Below are 15,283 nucleotides of genomic sequence, written 5' to 3' on the forward strand. Positions count from 1 at the left end.
TGGAGCGGGAAACGAGACTCGAACTCGCGACCCCGACCTTGGCAAGGTCGTGCTCTACCAACTGAGCTATTCCCGCATTACAGCTTGAAAGTGGCGTCCCCTAGGGGACTCGAACCCCTGTTACCGCCGTGAAAGGGCGGTGTCCTAGGCCACTAGACGAAGGGGACACACCCCGGAACATCAAGCAACTTTCCGGCTTCCTTCGCTCTGTTTCTAGCATTGCGCTGGAAGTGGCGCGCATTCTATGGAGCCTTTCGAGGGTCGTCAACCTCTCTCTAAAAAATTTTTAAAATCAAAGACTTCAGCCCAGAAATCGATATGCCACTAGGAGCCATGCGACCAAGCCACTACACTCGGTCGAAAAGTCGATTCTCGAGAGGTCCCAAGCAGTGTCCGCACTCGTGATAACCATGCTGATCGTCGGCGGCATCGCCCTGCTGATGGTGATCGCTTACATCAACCACGCCGTCGAGAACAGCAAGCTGGAGAAAGCGCGCCAGCGCGCCGACCTGCTCGACCGTATCCGTCGCTGCCAGGATATCTCCGAGCGTATACCTGGCCAATTGATGACGCCGCAGCTGAAGCTACTGCTGAGCCAGTTACAGTTGCAGGCCAGCGAACGTTTACTGCCACTGGAGAAACAGAACGCCACCCTTCGGGGCGATATCGACACGCTGAAGGCGCAGGTCGCTCAGGGCGAATCCATTGCCGTGAAGAACCCGCCTCAACCCATCGCCAACGAAGCCAAAGCCAAGGACGTGCGTTTCCTGCTGGAAAACCTGCATGCCCTGATCACCGGTTCGGTTCAGGCTGGCCTGCTACCGGCGGGTGACGGCAAGCATTGGCTCAAGCAGATTCGTCAGATGCTGGTGCTGGTGCATATCGAGTTCTTCAGCACCTTGGGCCAGGCGGCCATGCAGCAGAAACAACCCGGCCAGGCCCGCCTGGCCTTCGAGCGCGGTGTGCAGTACCTGCGCAAGCAGCCTGACGCCACGCCCTATCAGACCCAGCTCAAGCGTTTCGAAGAGCAATTGGCGCGCGCCAATGCCATGGTGCTCAACAGCAGTGCACCCGCAGAGGACGAAGCTAGCCAGTTGACCGAAGGTCTGAAGGACCTGGAAGACGACTGGAAGAAGAAGAACATCTACGACTGAGCAAGCCGTTCGCGCGCCCTCGCTCAGTCGAGCACGCGGACCGCCGCTAGGAGTTGCAATGAGCCTGACCGTATACGGGGCACCGCTGTCCCCCTTCGTCCGCAAACTCTGCCTGTGCCTGATCGAAAAGGGCCTGGATTACGAACTCGAAGTGGTCATGCCCTTCGGCCAGCCTGATTGGTTTCGCGAACTCAACCCGCTAGGCCGAATTCCCGCCTTTCGCGACGGCGACCTCAAGCTGGCTGACTCCAGCGTCATCTGCCAATACCTGGAAGAACGCTACCCCGAGCACACACCGCTGTATGGCGCCGATGCAGAGCAACGCGCCAAGGTGCGCTGGCTGGAAAAATACGCCGACTACGAGCTGGCGCCACTGTGCACCTTCACCGTGTTCCGCAACCGCGTGCTGAAAGCCACCATGGGTCAGCCCTGCGACGAGGAAAAGGTGCAGCAGACGCTCAGAGACAAACTGCCCAACCACTTCGACTACTTCGAGACCACGCTGGGTGATACGCCCTATTTCCTCGGTGAGCAGCTGTCCATGGCCGACCTGGCGCTGGCCAGCCAGCTGATCAACATGGAGCATGGCGGGGAAACCCTGGATGCCAGCCGCTGGCCGAACCTGATGGCGCACTACGAGCGCATCAAGAACCGCGCATCCACGCAGCAACTGCTGCCGCGTGAACTGCGTACGCTGGAGAAGATCGGCGCCAAGCGCTGAGCCTGCTTCGTAGGGTGTGCCGTGCGCACCGATTGCGAAACCAGCTTCGGCGACGCCTCAAGCCGGCAGTGCGCGTGGCGCACCCTACCGGACCGAGCTCAAACCGCCGTATCGCCTCCGACAGAGCGGCACCATGGGCGTATTCAGCAGTCGCTGGCAGCCAGGAAGACCGCTGTCAGCGCTTCGATGCCAGCCTGATCCACTGCGGTGAAACGCCCTACCGACGGACTGTCCAGATCCAGCACGCCAATCAGGCGGCCGTCCTTGACCAGGGGCACCACCAGTTCGCTGTTCGACGCACTGTCACAGGCAATGTGTCCTGGGAAAGCATGCACATCCTCGACTCGCTGGGTTTGCAGGCTGGCCGCCGCTGCGCCGCAGACACCACGACCGAAGGCGATGCGCACGCAGGCCACCTTGCCCTGGAACGGGCCAAGCACTAGTTCGCCATCCTTGACCAGATAGAAGCCAGCCCAGTTCAGGTCGGCCAGCTCGTGAAACAGGAAGGCGGAAAACTGCGCGGCATTGGCAATGAAATCACGCTCGCCGGATAACAGCGCCTGCAACTGTGCAGTCAGCAGCGGATAGCCATTGAGGCCATCACCCGTCTGGGAAAGATCGATCATGCCTGTTGCTCCAGCAGTTGCAGCCCGACCCAGTGGCGGGCGAATTGATAAGCGCAGCGGCCATTACGGTTACCACGACCTAGCGCCCAGCGGATGGCGGCCTTTTCCAGCGCCTCGTCCCAGCTCCATTTCAGCCCGACCTGACGCGCCTGCACGTCCACCCAGTGGCGCACGACGATCAGGAAGTGATCCTGAGTGAAGGGATAGAACGACAGCCACAGGCCAAAACGGTCGGATAGCGCGATCTTGTCCTCCACCGCCTCGTTGGGATGCAGCTCGCCGTCGACCCTCTTCCAGTTCTCGTTGTCACTCTGATGCTCGGGCACCAGATGGCGACGGTTGGACGTGGCGTACAGCAGCACGTTGTCCGGCGCCTGTTCCAGCGAGCCGTCGAGCACGCTCTTGAGCACACGGTAGTCGCCCTCACCCGCCTCGAACGACAGGTCATCGCAGAACAGTACGAAGCGCTGCGGCAGGCCGGCCAGCAACTCGACCACGCGCGGCAGGTCAGCCAGGTGATCGCGTTCGATCTCGATCAGGCGCAGGCCGGCCTTGGCGTGCTCAGCGAGCAGTGCACGCACCAGCGACGACTTACCGGTGCCGCGCGCGCCCCAGAGCAAGGCGTGGTTGGCCGGCATGCCGCTGACGAACTGGCGGGTATTGCGCGCCAGTTGCTCGCGCTGGGCATCCACACCCAGCAGGTCGCTCAGCGACAGATCGAGACTGACATCCAGCGGCAGCAGGTAGCCGCTGCGCCCATCACGCACCCAACGCGCCGCCACGCACTTGCTCCAGTCCACTTCCGGACGCAGTGTAGGCAGCAGGGGCTCGATGCGCTCCAGCACCTGTTCGGCGCGGGCGAGAAAATCCAGCAATCGGGAATCCACGATCTACTACTCCTTTTGCGCAGAACCGCACGTTGCAGGCTCTGCCGGTACAGGGTCGCTATCAGCTATGCTTGGCAAGCGCCCAAGGATCAGAGACGACGCACGCATTCATGGATATATCGCTCACCAATCGTCTGTCGTTCAAACAGGCCGGTCTGACCGTCCTGGTGGCGTTTATCCTTGGTACGCTGCTCAGCGTCACCCAGGTGGCGGTCGATTATGCCAGCGAAGAGGCCTCCATCAACCGCGAGATTCGCGCGCTGCTGGAAATCAGCCACAACCCCGCCGCCCGCATCGCCTACAACATCGACGCCGAACTGGCCCAGGAGCTGGTCCTCGGCCTGCTGCGCTCCCCTGCGGTGACCCGCGCGGAACTGATCGACAACAGCGGCCTGGTTCTGGCCAGCGTCAGCCGTCCACGCAGCGAAAGCCGTTATCGGGTCTTGAGCGACAGCCTATTCGGCGCCCAACGGCAGTTCCAGGACCCGCTCCACGTCAGCCACGCCCCCGACGAGGCCCTCGGTTTTCTGCGCCTGGAGGTCGACACCTACGCCTTCGGCAGCCACTTCCTGAAACGCTCGATGCTGACCTTGCTCACCGGGTTCGCGCGCAGCCTGCTGCTGTCGCTGATCCTGCTGGTGCTGTTCTATTTCATGCTGACCAAACCCCTGACCGGGGTGATTCGCGCCCTCAGCGAACGCAACCCGCAGGACCCGCAGCATCGCCCGGTGCCCTGCCCCAAAGGCCATGAGCACGACGAGATCGGCACCCTGGTCGAGGTCACCAACCGCCAGTTGTCGAACATCGCGCTGGAGATCGAGCAACGGCGCAACGCCGAGGATCGCCTGACCCAGTATCTGAGTGAATTGGAAAACATCGTCTCGGCCCGTACCGCCGAACTCAAGGCGACCAACGTGCGCCTCAGCCAGTCCAACGCCGAGCTGGAAACGGCGCGCACCACCGCCCTGAACATGGCGCAGGCGCGCTCGGCCTTCCTGGCCAACATGAGCCATGAGATCCGCACCCCGCTCAACGGCCTGCTGGGCATGCTCGCACTGGCCCTGGACGGCCCGCTCAGCGCCGAGCAGCGTCAACAGCTGGGTATCGCACACGACTCCGGCAAGGTGTTGGTGGAGTTGCTCAACGACATTCTCGACCTGTCCAAATTCGAAGCTGGTCAGCTCGAACTGGAGGAAATCCCATTCGACCTCGGCGCCCTGGCCGAAGAAACCGCCAGCTTGCTGTCGCAGAACGCCGCCAACGCCGTGGAGCTGACCTGCCTGATCGATCCGGCACTGCCGGCGCAGGTGCTGGGCGACCCGACGCGAGTGCGCCAGATCGTCAGCAACCTGCTATCCAACGCGCTCAAATTCACCCGCTTCGGTCGCGTCGACCTGATCGTCGCCTGCGCTGTGGACGGCATCAGCATTCGCGTGCGCGATACCGGCATCGGCATCGCCGAAGACGCCCAGGCGCGTATCTTCCAGCCCTTCGCCCAGGCAGAAGTGGGCAGCACCCGTGAGTACGGCGGCACCGGGCTCGGCCTGGCACTGACGCGGCGCCTGTGCGAGGCAATGCACGGCAAGCTGAGCCTGCAATCGAAAGAAGGCTTCGGCAGTGAGTTCTGCGCCGAGCTACCGCTGCCTGCCCATGTACAAGCCAGCTCACAACCGGCGCTTGAGGGCCGCATCGTCGCGCTGACCCCGGCCAGCAGCGGCCTGCAACAGATGCTCAGCCAGTGGCTGCCCGCTTGGGGCCTGAGTTATCAGCGCCTGGATACCGATGCCAACCTGCACGGCGTGGAGGCCGACCTGCTGATCAGCGATTGCCCGGAATGCCTGTTCGGCATTCGTCCGGCGATGAGCACACCGGTGTTGCTGGTCACCGCCTACGGCAACTTCCTGCCACATGAGCAGGCACAACGCCTTATGCCGCTGCTGCAGATCGCCCGCCCAGTGTCGCGCAATGGGCTGCTACAGGAGCTGCGGCACGTCCTGCACAGCGACGATGGCGACGTTCACAGTAGTGCCCAAGCGCAGCCTGTGCGAGAAAGCAGCGCACGCGTATTGCTGGTCGAGGACAACCCGGTCAACCAGATGGTCGCCAAGGGCATGCTGGGCAAGCTCGGCTATCAGGTGCTGGTAGCCGGCCATGGTGGTGAAGCGCTGGAGGTTCTGGAGCAGGAACCTGTCGACCTGATCCTGATGGACTGCAATATGCCGGTGATGGATGGCTACGAGGCCAGCCGGCGCATTCGCAGCAACGGGCGCTGGCCGCAGTTGCCCATTGTCGCCCTGACCGCCAATGCGCTGTCCGACGAACGCGAACGCTGCCGCGCCGCCGGCATGAACGACTACCTGGCCAAACCCTTCCGCCGCGAGGAACTGGCAGCCATTCTGGATACCTGGCTGCCCGCCGACCTCACTCGCTGAGCCTGGCCAACAGGCGATCCAGACTGCGGCGCAGCCCTTCCATCTCCAGCAGGTCCTGATCATCGAACTGGCAGAGCAGCTGCGCCTTCAGCGGCAAGACCTGCGCCTGGAGCGCCCTACCAGCATCGCTCAAGGCCAGATGCACCTCGCGTTCGTCCACCTGCGCGCGACGGCGCTGCACCAGCCCCATCTGCTCCAGACGCTTGAGCAGCGGCGTCAGGGTCCCGGAGTCCAGTTGCAGGCGTTGCCCGAGTGCCTTGAGCGTCGGCTGCTCAGGCGCCCGCTCCTGCCACTCCCACAGCACCAGCATCACCAGATATTGCGGGTAGGTCAGGCCGAGGCCGTCGAGCATCGGTTTGTAGGCGCGAATCACCGAGCGTGAAGCGGCGTAGAGCTTGAAGCACAGCTGGTTGTCCAACTGCAGCCCAGCGGTATCGAAAGCACTCATTTCAGCAGGGCTTCGATCTCGCTGCTCAGCTCTTCGGGCTTGGTGGTCGGGGCGAAACGCTTGACCACCTGGCCATCCTCGCCAATCAGGAACTTGGTGAAGTTCCACTTGATGCCCTGACTGCCCAGCAGGCCCGGTGCGCGCTTCTTCAGCTGCACGAACAACGGGTGAGCATCGCTGCCATTGACGTCGACTTTCTTGAACAGCGGGAAGCTGACGCCGAAGTTCAGCTCACAGAATTCCGAGATGGCACCCTCGTCGCCCGGCTCCTGCTTGCCGAACTGATTGCAGGGGAAACCGAGCACCACCAGACCCTTGTCCTTGTATTGCTGCCAGACGTTTTCCAGGCCCTTGTACTGCGGGGTGAAGCCGCACTTGCTGGCGGTGTTGACCACCAGCACGGCCTTGCCGCCGAAGTCAGCCAGGGTCTTCTGCTCGCCCTTGATGGTGGTGACCGGGATATCGAAAAGCGCGTTGCTCATGGGGAATCGTCCTGAATGGGCTGAAAGTGACGAACAAGGTAGCGAGCAATTAAATTGCATGCAATTTAATAAATGCAAAATAAGGCGCATGGATAGCGCCTTATCGTAGGGTGTCGCGGGGCCACCTAGGCTGTGCGCACCTCGGGGCTCTGCGATATCAGCCGGTGCGCACAGCGCACCCTACACAAGGGTCGCGCCCAAGGCTCGCACCAGCGCAGCCAGTGGTAATGAGTCACCCTGGATGCGCACATGCAGACCATCGATTTCGCGGCGCATGGGGTAATGCTTGCGCAGGCGGTCGAAGCCGGCGCGACGCGCATCGGCATCGCCGACCAGGCTACGGCGAAAATCCGCATCGTCGCGCCGCGGGTCGTACACCGAGCGGCAAATACTGGCCAGCGCCCATGTCGGATCGGCGCTGCTATCGATACTCAACTCGCTCAACCAGGGCGCCGGCAGCAGATCGGCCAGACTCACCTGCTCAGCCACGCCCAACGCTCGGCAGCAGGCCTGGTAGATCTGCGCTGTGCCACGCAGCTTGCCGTCCAGGCTGTAGCCGGCAACGTGCGGCGTCGCCAATTGGCACAGGGCGGCCAGCTCGACATCGGCCTGCGGCTCGCCTTCCCAAACATCCAGCACGGCCTTCAAGTCAGGTCGCTGCGGCAACAGGCTGCGCAGCGCAGCGTTGTCCACCACGGCGCCACGGCTGGCATTTATCAGCCAGGTGCCGGGTTTGAGTGCTGCCATCCGCGTCGCATTGAACAGATGGCGCGTCGAAGCATCCAGCGGCGTGTGCAGGCTGATCACATCGCATTCGTCGATGATCTGCCCCAGGCTGACGAAGTCGCCTCCCTCGGCAGCCTGGCGCGGAGGGTCACACACCCGCACCTGCCAGCCCAACCCCTGCAAAAGAGTCACCAGACGTCCACCGACCTGTCCCGCGCCCACCACGCCATAAACGCGCGCAGCCGGGTCGACGCCCTCGCGCTCGGCCAAAGTCAGCACGCTGCCCAGCACATAATCCACCACGCCACGGGCGTTGCAGCCAGGCGCACTGCTCCAGGCGATGCCGGCCTCGGCGAAGTAATCGAGATCCAGATGGTCGGTGCCGATGGTGCAAGTGCCGACGAAGCGCACCCGGCTGCCTTCGAGCAAGGCGCGATTCACCTGGGTCACCGAGCGCACCAGCAGCAGGTCAGCATCACGCACATCGGCCGCACTGATGCTGCGCCCCGGCAGGCGACGGATGCTGCCGAACGCAGCGAAGAACTCATCGAGCAGGGGAATGTTTTCGTCGGCGACTATGTGCATGGCAGGCTCCATCAGGCAGGTCGTCATTCTAAGTCAGCCGACACCTCAGCGTCGCCCCACAGGCCGCCAGACAGAGGGGCAGATCGTTCTTTCCTGACCGCTAAGTCAAGGCGTAGACTACGCGGTTTCCTGTTATCCCGAAGAGTCGAAATGTCCACCGACACCCGCCTTGGCCGCGTGCGCACGGAACTGCGCAGCCTGCTCATTCTGGCCACGCCGATCATCATCGCCCAGTTGGCGCACACCGCCATGGGCTTCGTCGATACGCTGATGGCCGGGCGCGTCAGCCCGCAGGACCTGGCAGCCGTGGCGCTGGGCAACTCGATCTGGGTGCCGGTTTTCCTGCTGATGACCGGCATCCTGCTGGCCACCACGCCCAAGGTGGCGCAGCGCTTCGGCGCTGGCGAAGAGGCCGATATCGGCCCGCTGGTGCGTCAGGCACTCTGGCTGGCGCTGGCCGTCGGCGGTAGTGCTGCGGCGCTGCTGTGGAACGCCGAGTTCATCCTGCGCACCATGAACGTCGACCCGGCGCTGATCACTCCGGCCATGGGCTACCTGCGCGCCGTGGCCTGCGGCTTCCCGGCGGTGGCGCTGTATCACGTGCTGCGCTGCTTCAGCGATGGCCTCGGCCACACCCGCCCGGCCATGGTGCTGGGCATCATCGGCCTGCTGCTGAACATTCCTGCCAACTACATCTTCATCTACGGCAAGTTCGGCCTGCCGGCCATGGGCGGTGTCGGCTGCGGCTGGGCGACCGCGCTGGTGATGGGCTTCATGCTGATCGGCATGCTGCTCTGGGTGAAGTGGGCGCCCTACTACCGCAATAGCGCGTTGTTCACCCGCTTCGAATGGCCGCAGTGGACGGTGATCAAGCGCCTGCTGAGCATTGGCGTCCCGATCGGCATCGCGGTGTTCGCCGAGTCGAGCATCTTCGCAGTGATCGCTCTGCTGATCGGCGGGCTTGGCGCCACCGTGGTGGCCGGGCACCAGATCGCGCTCAACTTCAGCTCCATGGTGTTCATGATCCCTTACTCATTGGCCATGGCCGCCACCGTACGCGTCGGTCAGGCGCTGGGCCGTGGTCAGCCGCGCGAGGCGCGTTTCGCTGCCGGGGTAAGCATGGCGGCGGCGCTGGGCTACGCCTGCGTATCGGCCAGCCTGATGTTCCTGCTGCGCGAACAGATCGCGCAGATCTACACGCCGGACAAAACGGTGATCGCCGTGGCGGCAACACTGATCGTCTATGCGGCGCTGTTCCAGTTCTCCGATGCCATTCAGGTGACTGCGGCCGGCGCGCTGCGTGGCTACCAGGACACGCGCATCACCATGCTGCTGACCCTATTCGCCTACTGGGGCATCGGCCTGCCGGTGGGGTATGCGTTGGGGCTGTCCGACCTGTTCGGCGAGCCCAGCGGGCCCAGCGGCTTGTGGCAGGGCCTGGTGGTGGGTCTGACCTGCGCCGCGGCGATGCTCACCGTGCGCCTGGCGCGCAGCGCACGCAAGCGCATTCGCCGGGCCGCCTGAGTAATTGGATAGGCAGGAGATCAGCTCTAGACTGAGCGCATGATTCGACCAGCCCTGCTCCTCTGCCTACTTCTGCTCGCTGCATGCGGCCCGGCCAACGACGGCCTGGCCCTGCAGAGCGATTACCTGCAACGCCTGCAACGCTCGCTCGATGCTGCTGACGTCAACGCCTTCGACAATCGCAGTGTCAGCCAGTACCGCCTACCGGCCCGGCGTGAGCGGCTTAGCGAGATTCCCGAGTTGCGTATCGGCCTGCTCGATCTGGTGATCGATGCACGGCGCTGCCCGCATCTGCAGCAACTGATCAGCCAGCGTAACAGCAGCCTGGGCAAGCAACTGATGCCCAGCCAGCGCCTGGGCTACGAAGGTGATCTGCTGCGCGCCATCGATGACTGCCTGCCCCATCTGCAGGAAGACTCCAGCCTCAAGACCACGCTGCAACACCTGGCCAGCGACAAGCGCCAGCAACTGCCCGCAGTATTCTGGAATGCGCTGAACGGCAGCCCGGAGTTCGAGAACTATCTGCGTTTCGCCGATCAGGCCTTGCCGGTGGACACGCTGGAAGACAGCGCCGCGCTGGGCGCATTGCAGCGACTGGCCAGCATCGGAGCCGCCCTGCCTGCACAACTACCACCGAATACTGACGAGCTGGAGCCGCTGTTCTTTGCCCTCTATGCCAGCGAACAGGGCAGCCAGTTGATCACCAGCCTGGCCAGCCTGCGCCACACCCTCGACGTCGGCAGCGAGATGCTGGAGCAGCGCCAACAGGACCGCCCCCTTTGCCCACTGGGCCAGGCGACGCCGCGCGGGCGCATCCTGCAGAACATCTTCGTCAAGTTCTATGCCGGTGGCCTGCAGCCTTATCTGACAAAGGTCGACCAGCGCGGCCAGCAGTGGCAGGCGGCGCTGCTGCAATTGCAGCGCATCGACGGCATTCCTCCAGCCACCCGCGAGCACCTGCAGCGGCTGGCCGGCGAGCAGGATTCGTTATGGCAGGATTTCCGCGCCGCCACGGCGCGTCACGTCAAGGCCTGGCAGACACTACTGAACAGCTGCGGCCTGGCGCCGGGACAAGCAGGCTGGAACAACGCTGAAAAAGACGCAGAGCCGTAGGGTGCGCCGCGCGCACCAACAACCACAGATAACCCGGATCAAGGCACATCACCGGTGCGCACGGCGCACCCTACATGCGACATGCGTCGCCTAGTCGGCCTTCTTGCGAATCCAGTACAGGTAGGTGCCGTCTTCCTCGGCCTGACCGAGCAGCTCGTGACCGAGAAACACGCAAAACTTGGGAATATCACGGCGGGTCGACGGATCGGTAGCGATCACCTTGAGCAGGCCGCCCGGCGACAGGTCGCGCACCTTGTTGTGCAGCATCATCACCGGTTCCGGGCAATTCAGGCCGCTGGCGTCGAGCAGGTCATCGTGGTTGAGGGTCAGGGCTTCGGACATAAGGGGCTCCACAAACAGGCACGCATTGTCGCGCAAAGCTGACCTCCAGGTCACCTGCGCGCACAATCCTGAGACCTACATGCAGACAATCACTTGCCATGCCGACGCAGGTGGCAGGTCACTTCTTCACGGTCGTGATACAGCTGCTTGCAGCCGATGCTGACCTTCAGGCCGCGCTCGACCAGCCCCGATTCGATGCGATCGAGCAGGCGCCGAACCTCGGCGTAGCGCTGCTTCATCGGCAGCTTGAGGTTGACCACCGCCTCGCGGCACAGCCCCTCGCCCAGCCAGGTTTCGATCATCGCTGCCGTGCGCGCCGGTTTCTCGACGATATCGCAGACCATCCAGTGCACCGGATGCCGTGGTCGGAAGGTGAAACCATCAGCGCGCTGATGCACTACAAAACCGGAGTACATCAGGCTTTCGGCCATCGGCCCGTTGTCCACGGCGGTGACGCGGATTTCCCGATTGACCAGTTGCCAGGTCCAGCCGCCGGGCGCAGCGCCCAGGTCAACTGCGGTCATGCCGGGCGCCAGGCGCTGATCCCACTGCTCGCGCGGGATGAAATGGTGCCAGGCTTCCTCCAGCTTGAGCGTTGAGCGGCTCGGGGCCTCGCGCGGAAACTTCAGGCGCGGAATGCCCATCGGCCACATCGCCTGGTTGTCCGCCTCGGCAATGCCGGCGAATACCTCACGGCCGCTCTTGAAGGTCAGCAGCAGGCGCGGCTTCTTCGCGTCGTCCACCAGCTTGCCGGCCTTGAGCAGCGCCTTGCGCAGCGGCGCCTCGAACTTCTTGCAGAAGGTCGAGAGTTCCTTGCCGTCGTTGGTATCCACCACTTCCAGCCACAGGCTGCCGCACACCGGGTAATCAGCAAGCGCCTCCAGCAACACGCTGATACGGTCGCTTTCCGGTAGGCTGACGTAGGCCCCACGCGCCCATTGCCGCGGGAAAATCAGCTGATTGAAACGCACGCTGCGCATCAGCCCTTCGCAATCGGCCGCCTCGCTGCAGACGAACTCGGCGCACGCGCTGCCGGGCTTAGTCTTGGAGTAGCCTGGTACATCCAGGCGTGCAGCGAGGTCGGTGATCTCGGCGCACACCTCCCCTTCGAAACCGGGGCGGCAATGCAGAAACAGGGTATTCATCAAAGGCTCTCCTCGAGGCGCGCATGATACCCGAGACCGGAACCCAGAGCCGCTAAACCTGTCCAGCTATACATGTGCTGCCTACAGACATGAAGCCGCCAGTCATCGCGTTTCGATGAAATCCGGCCATCCAGACCGGGCAGCACATAGCAACCGATAAAGGATATGCGCTAGCCAGACCGCTCAAGCCGAACTAGCTTGAAGGTCTGCCGCCATCAGACACAGCCCGAACCGTGCGGGCCCAAGGAGATGTGCAATGCCCTCCCTCGATAGCCTGAACTGCCGCCGCGAACTGAAGATCGGCGACGCCACTTACCACTACTACAGCCTGCCCGAGGCTGCCCAACGCCTCGGCAACATCGACCGCCTGCCCAAGTCGCTCAAGGTGCTGCTGGAGAACCTGCTGCGTAACGAAGACGGCCAGACCGTGCAGCCGCAGGATCTGCAAGCCATGGTCGACTGGCTTGACCAGCGCGCCTCCGACCGCGAGATCCAGTACCGCCCGGCGCGCGTATTGATGCAGGACTTCACCGGCGTGCCGGCGGTGGTCGACCTGGCCGCCATGCGCGACGCCATGGCCAAGGCCGGCGGCGATCCGCAGCGGATCAACCCACTGTCGCCGGTGGACCTGGTCATCGACCACTCGGTGATGGTCGACCGCTATGCCTCCTCCAGCGCCTTCCACGACAACGTCGAACTGGAAATGCAGCGCAACGGCGAGCGCTACGCCTTCCTGCGCTGGGGCCAGCACGCCTTTGACAACTTCAGCGTGGTGCCGCCGGGCACCGGCATCTGCCACCAGGTCAACCTCGAATACCTGGCGCGCACCGTGTGGACCAAAGAAGAAGACGGCGCCACCCTCGCCTACCCCGACACCCTGGTCGGCACCGACTCGCACACCACCATGATCAACGGCCTCGGCGTACTCGGCTGGGGCGTCGGCGGCATCGAGGCGGAAGCGGCCATGCTCGGCCAGCCGGTGTCGATGCTGATTCCCGAAGTGATCGGCTTCAAGCTCAGCGGCAAGCTGAAAGAAGGCATAACCGCCACCGACCTGGTGCTCACCGTCACCCAGATGCTGCGCAAGAAAGGCGTGGTGGGCAAATTCGTCGAGTTCTACGGTGACGGCCTGGCTGACCTGCCGTTGGCCGACCGCGCCACCATCGCCAACATGGCCCCGGAATACGGCGCCACCTGCGGCTTCTTCCCGGTGGACGAGATCACCCTCGGCTACCTGCGTCTGTCCGGCCGACCAGACGCCACCGTGCAACTGGTCGAGGCCTACAGCAAGGCCCAGGGCCTGTGGCGCGAGCCAGGCGCCGAGCCGCTGTTCACCGACAGCCTGAGCCTGGACATGGGCAGCGTAGAAGCCAGCCTGGCCGGGCCGAAACGCCCGCAGGATCGCGTCTCGCTGGGCCAGGTCAGCCAGGCCTTCGACGATTTCGTCGGCCTGCAGCTCAAACCGGCGGCCAAAGACGAAGGCCGCAGGCTCAGCGACGGCGGCGGCGGTACCGCCGTGGGCGGCGACAAGCAGAGCGGCGAAGTCGACTATGAAGACGACGGCCATACCCATCGCCTGAAAGACGGCGCCGTGGTGATCGCTGCCATCACCTCCTGCACCAACACCTCCAACCCCAGCGTGATGATGGCCGCCGGCCTGCTGGCCAAGAAGGCCGTGGAAAAAGGCCTGCAGCGCCAGCCCTGGGTCAAGAGTTCGCTGGCCCCCGGCTCCAAGGTGGTCACCGAATACTTCGACGCTGCCGGTCTGACGCCCTATCTGGAGAAGCTCGGTTTCGACCTGGTGGGCTACGGCTGCACCACCTGCATCGGCAACTCCGGCCCGCTGCGCGAGCCCATCGAGAAAGCCATCACCCAGGCCGACCTGACCGTCGCCTCGGTGCTCTCCGGCAACCGCAACTTCGAGGGCCGCGTGCACCCGCTGGTGAAAACCAACTGGCTGGCCTCGCCGCCCCTGGTCGTAGCCTACGCCCTGGCCGGCAGCGTGCGCCTCGACCTGACGCGTGACGCCCTCGGCACCGGCAAGGACGGTCAACCGGTATATCTGAAGGACATCTGGCCGACCCAGGCCGAGATCACCCAGGCCATCGCCCAGGTCGACACCGCGATGTTCCGCAAGGAATACGCCGAAGTCTTCGCCGGCGACGAGAAATGGCAGGCCATCGCCGTGCCCAAGGCCGACACCTACGCCTGGCAAGGCGACTCCACCTATATCCAGCACCCGCCATTCTTCGAGAACATCGCTGGTGACCCGCCACGTATTACCGATGTTCGCCAGGCGCGCATCCTCGCCCTGCTTGGCGACTCGGTGACCACTGACCACATCTCGCCGGCCGGCAACATCAAGGCCGACAGCCCGGCCGGGCGCTACCTGAGCGAGCACGGTGTGGACAAGGCCGACTTCAACTCCTACGGCTCGCGTCGGGGTAACCATGAAGTGATGATGCGCGGAACCTTCGCCAACATCCGCATCCGCAACGAAATGCTCGGCGGCGAGGAAGGCGGTAATACCCTGCACGTGCCCAGTGGTGAGAAGCTGGCGATCTACGACGCCGCCATGCGCTATCAGGCCGAAGGCACGCCGCTGCTGATCATCGCCGGCAAGGAATACGGCACCGGCTCCAGCCGTGACTGGGCGGCCAAGGGCACCAACCTGCTGGGGGTCAAGGCGGTGATCGCCGAGAGCTTCGAGCGCATCCACCGCTCCAACCTGGTGGGCATGGGCGTGCTGCCGCTGCAGTTCAAACCCGGTACCGACCGCACCAGCCTGAAACTGACTGGCAAGGAAGTGCTGGCCATCGAAGGTCTGGAAGGCGTGGAACTGCGGCCGCAGATGCCACTGACGCTGATCATCACCCGTGAAGACGGCACGCATGAGGAAGTCGAAGTGCTGTGCCGCATCGACACCCTCAACGAGGTCGAGTACTTCAAGGTCGGCGGCATCCTGCACTACGTGCTGCGCCAGATGATCGCCAACTGATGCACCTGCCCTGCCGCGCCACGCGGCAGGGCCTCACCGTCGGGCCAAGGACGGCTCATGCCGTGACAAAAATGTGACGTCATTCAAAAAGCGTTTACAC

13 protein-coding genes and 2 tRNA genes are annotated in these 15,283 nt (G+C 63.7%); 6 read left to right on the forward strand and 9 right to left on the reverse strand.

The annotated features are described in order from the left end of the window. A tRNA-Gly gene (locus tag EGJ86_RS04410) sits at positions 1–76 on the reverse strand. 15 nt (positions 77–91) lie between these two features. Beyond that, positions 92–167: transfer RNA gene (locus tag EGJ86_RS04415), tRNA-Glu, on the reverse strand. A 243-nt stretch (positions 168–410) separates the two neighbouring features. Between EGJ86_RS04415 and EGJ86_RS04420 the strand changes: the two genes are divergently transcribed. Next, positions 411–1,154: a hypothetical protein gene (locus EGJ86_RS04420; protein ID WP_125834301.1), complete on the forward strand. Its 744-nt coding sequence runs from the start codon at positions 411–413 to the stop codon at positions 1,152–1,154. 58 nt (positions 1,155–1,212) lie between these two features. Continuing rightward, positions 1,213–1,875 carry a glutathione S-transferase family protein gene (locus EGJ86_RS04425; RefSeq protein ID WP_125834197.1) on the forward strand — a complete coding sequence of 221 codons (663 nt, stop codon included), beginning with the start codon at positions 1,213–1,215 and terminating at the stop codon, positions 1,873–1,875. Between the two features lie 143 nt (positions 1,876–2,018). On the opposite strand, the gene EGJ86_RS04430 is transcribed toward EGJ86_RS04425, so the two are convergent. Both EGJ86_RS04430 and EGJ86_RS04435 read right to left on the reverse strand, forming a co-directional pair. Next, positions 2,019–2,501: a GAF domain-containing protein gene (locus EGJ86_RS04430; RefSeq protein ID WP_125834198.1), complete on the reverse strand. Its 483-nt coding sequence runs from the start codon at positions 2,499–2,501 to the stop codon at positions 2,019–2,021. Beyond that, complete coding sequence (locus tag EGJ86_RS04435) at positions 2,498–3,388, reverse strand: ATP-binding protein (RefSeq protein ID WP_125834199.1); 891 nt, start codon at positions 3,386–3,388, stop codon at positions 2,498–2,500. Before EGJ86_RS04435 ends, EGJ86_RS04430 begins: the two co-directional genes overlap by 4 nt. A 110-nt stretch (positions 3,389–3,498) precedes the next feature. Here EGJ86_RS04435 and EGJ86_RS04440 point away from each other — a divergent pair, with 110 nt between their 5' ends. After that, positions 3,499–5,820: a response regulator gene (locus tag EGJ86_RS04440; protein WP_125834200.1), complete on the forward strand. Its 2,322-nt coding sequence runs from the start codon at positions 3,499–3,501 to the stop codon at positions 5,818–5,820. Here EGJ86_RS04440 and EGJ86_RS04445 read toward each other — a convergent pair. From EGJ86_RS04445 to pdxB, 3 genes are all read right to left on the reverse strand, one after another. Beyond that, complete coding sequence (locus tag EGJ86_RS04445) at positions 5,810–6,268, reverse strand: MarR family winged helix-turn-helix transcriptional regulator (protein WP_125834201.1); 459 nt, start codon at positions 6,266–6,268, stop codon at positions 5,810–5,812. The genes EGJ86_RS04440 and EGJ86_RS04445 overlap by 11 nt on opposite strands. After that, entirely contained in the window at positions 6,265–6,750 is a 486-nt protein-coding gene (locus EGJ86_RS04450) for a glutathione peroxidase (RefSeq protein ID WP_037002727.1), read from the reverse strand. The genes EGJ86_RS04445 and EGJ86_RS04450 overlap by 4 nt, the downstream gene beginning before the upstream one ends. Before the next feature lie 180 nt (positions 6,751–6,930). Continuing rightward, positions 6,931–8,061: a 4-phosphoerythronate dehydrogenase PdxB gene (gene pdxB / locus EGJ86_RS04455; protein ID WP_125834202.1), complete on the reverse strand. Its 1,131-nt coding sequence runs from the start codon at positions 8,059–8,061 to the stop codon at positions 6,931–6,933. A gap of 150 nt (positions 8,062–8,211) precedes the next feature. On the opposite strand from pdxB, the gene EGJ86_RS04460 reads away from it, so the two are divergent. Continuing rightward, complete coding sequence (locus tag EGJ86_RS04460; RefSeq protein ID WP_125834203.1) at positions 8,212–9,585, forward strand: MATE family efflux transporter; 1,374 nt, start codon at positions 8,212–8,214, stop codon at positions 9,583–9,585. 39 nt (positions 9,586–9,624) lie between these two features. Then, a complete protein-coding gene (locus EGJ86_RS04465) occupies positions 9,625–10,698 on the forward strand; it encodes a DUF3080 domain-containing protein (protein WP_125834204.1) in 1,074 nt (357 codons plus the stop codon). Positions 10,699–10,788: 90 nt separating this feature from the next. Here EGJ86_RS04465 and tusA read toward each other — a convergent pair whose 3' ends face one another. Both tusA and rlmM read right to left on the reverse strand, forming a co-directional pair. Further along, positions 10,789–11,040: a sulfurtransferase TusA gene (gene tusA, locus EGJ86_RS04470; RefSeq protein ID WP_003460892.1), complete on the reverse strand. Its 252-nt coding sequence runs from the start codon at positions 11,038–11,040 to the stop codon at positions 10,789–10,791. Positions 11,041–11,129: 89 nt separating this feature from the next. Continuing rightward, positions 11,130–12,185 carry a 23S rRNA (cytidine(2498)-2'-O)-methyltransferase RlmM gene (rlmM, locus tag EGJ86_RS04475; RefSeq protein WP_125834205.1) on the reverse strand — a complete coding sequence of 352 codons (1,056 nt, stop codon included), beginning with the start codon at positions 12,183–12,185 and terminating at the stop codon, positions 11,130–11,132. A gap of 256 nt (positions 12,186–12,441) precedes the next feature. Here rlmM and acnA point away from each other — a divergent pair, with 256 nt between their 5' ends. Further along, positions 12,442–15,183, forward strand: a complete 2,742-nt coding sequence (gene acnA, locus EGJ86_RS04480; protein ID WP_125834206.1) for an aconitate hydratase AcnA — start codon at positions 12,442–12,444, stop codon at positions 15,181–15,183. Positions 15,184–15,283 lie beyond the last annotated feature (100 nt).

Source organism: Pseudomonas sp. o96-267 (genome assembly GCF_003935465.1).
Taxonomy (GTDB): Bacteria; Pseudomonadota; Gammaproteobacteria; order Pseudomonadales; family Pseudomonadaceae; genus Aquipseudomonas; species Aquipseudomonas sediminis.

Excerpts from the sequence above, each read along its gene's own strand:
- EGJ86_RS04420 (WP_125834301.1), top strand. The coding sequence starts at position 411 with ATGCTGATCGTCGGCGGCATCGCCCTGCTGATGGTGATCGCTTACATC.
- EGJ86_RS04425 (WP_125834197.1), top strand. The coding sequence starts at position 1,213 with ATGAGCCTGACCGTATACGGGGCACCGCTGTCCCCCTTCGTCCGCAAA.
- EGJ86_RS04430 (WP_125834198.1), bottom strand. The coding sequence starts at position 2,501 with ATGATCGATCTTTCCCAGACGGGTGATGGCCTCAATGGCTATCCGCTG.
- EGJ86_RS04440 (WP_125834200.1), top strand. The coding sequence starts at position 3,499 with ATGGATATATCGCTCACCAATCGTCTGTCGTTCAAACAGGCCGGTCTG.
- EGJ86_RS04445 (WP_125834201.1), bottom strand. The coding sequence starts at position 6,268 with ATGAGTGCTTTCGATACCGCTGGGCTGCAGTTGGACAACCAGCTGTGC.
- EGJ86_RS04450 (WP_037002727.1), bottom strand. The coding sequence starts at position 6,750 with ATGAGCAACGCGCTTTTCGATATCCCGGTCACCACCATCAAGGGCGAG.
- pdxB (WP_125834202.1), bottom strand. The coding sequence starts at position 8,061 with ATGCACATAGTCGCCGACGAAAACATTCCCCTGCTCGATGAGTTCTTC.
- EGJ86_RS04460 (WP_125834203.1), top strand. The coding sequence starts at position 8,212 with ATGTCCACCGACACCCGCCTTGGCCGCGTGCGCACGGAACTGCGCAGC.
- EGJ86_RS04465 (WP_125834204.1), top strand. The coding sequence starts at position 9,625 with ATGATTCGACCAGCCCTGCTCCTCTGCCTACTTCTGCTCGCTGCATGC.
- tusA (WP_003460892.1), bottom strand. The coding sequence starts at position 11,040 with ATGTCCGAAGCCCTGACCCTCAACCACGATGACCTGCTCGACGCCAGC.
- rlmM (WP_125834205.1), bottom strand. The coding sequence starts at position 12,185 with ATGAATACCCTGTTTCTGCATTGCCGCCCCGGTTTCGAAGGGGAGGTG.
- acnA (WP_125834206.1), top strand. The coding sequence starts at position 12,442 with ATGCCCTCCCTCGATAGCCTGAACTGCCGCCGCGAACTGAAGATCGGC.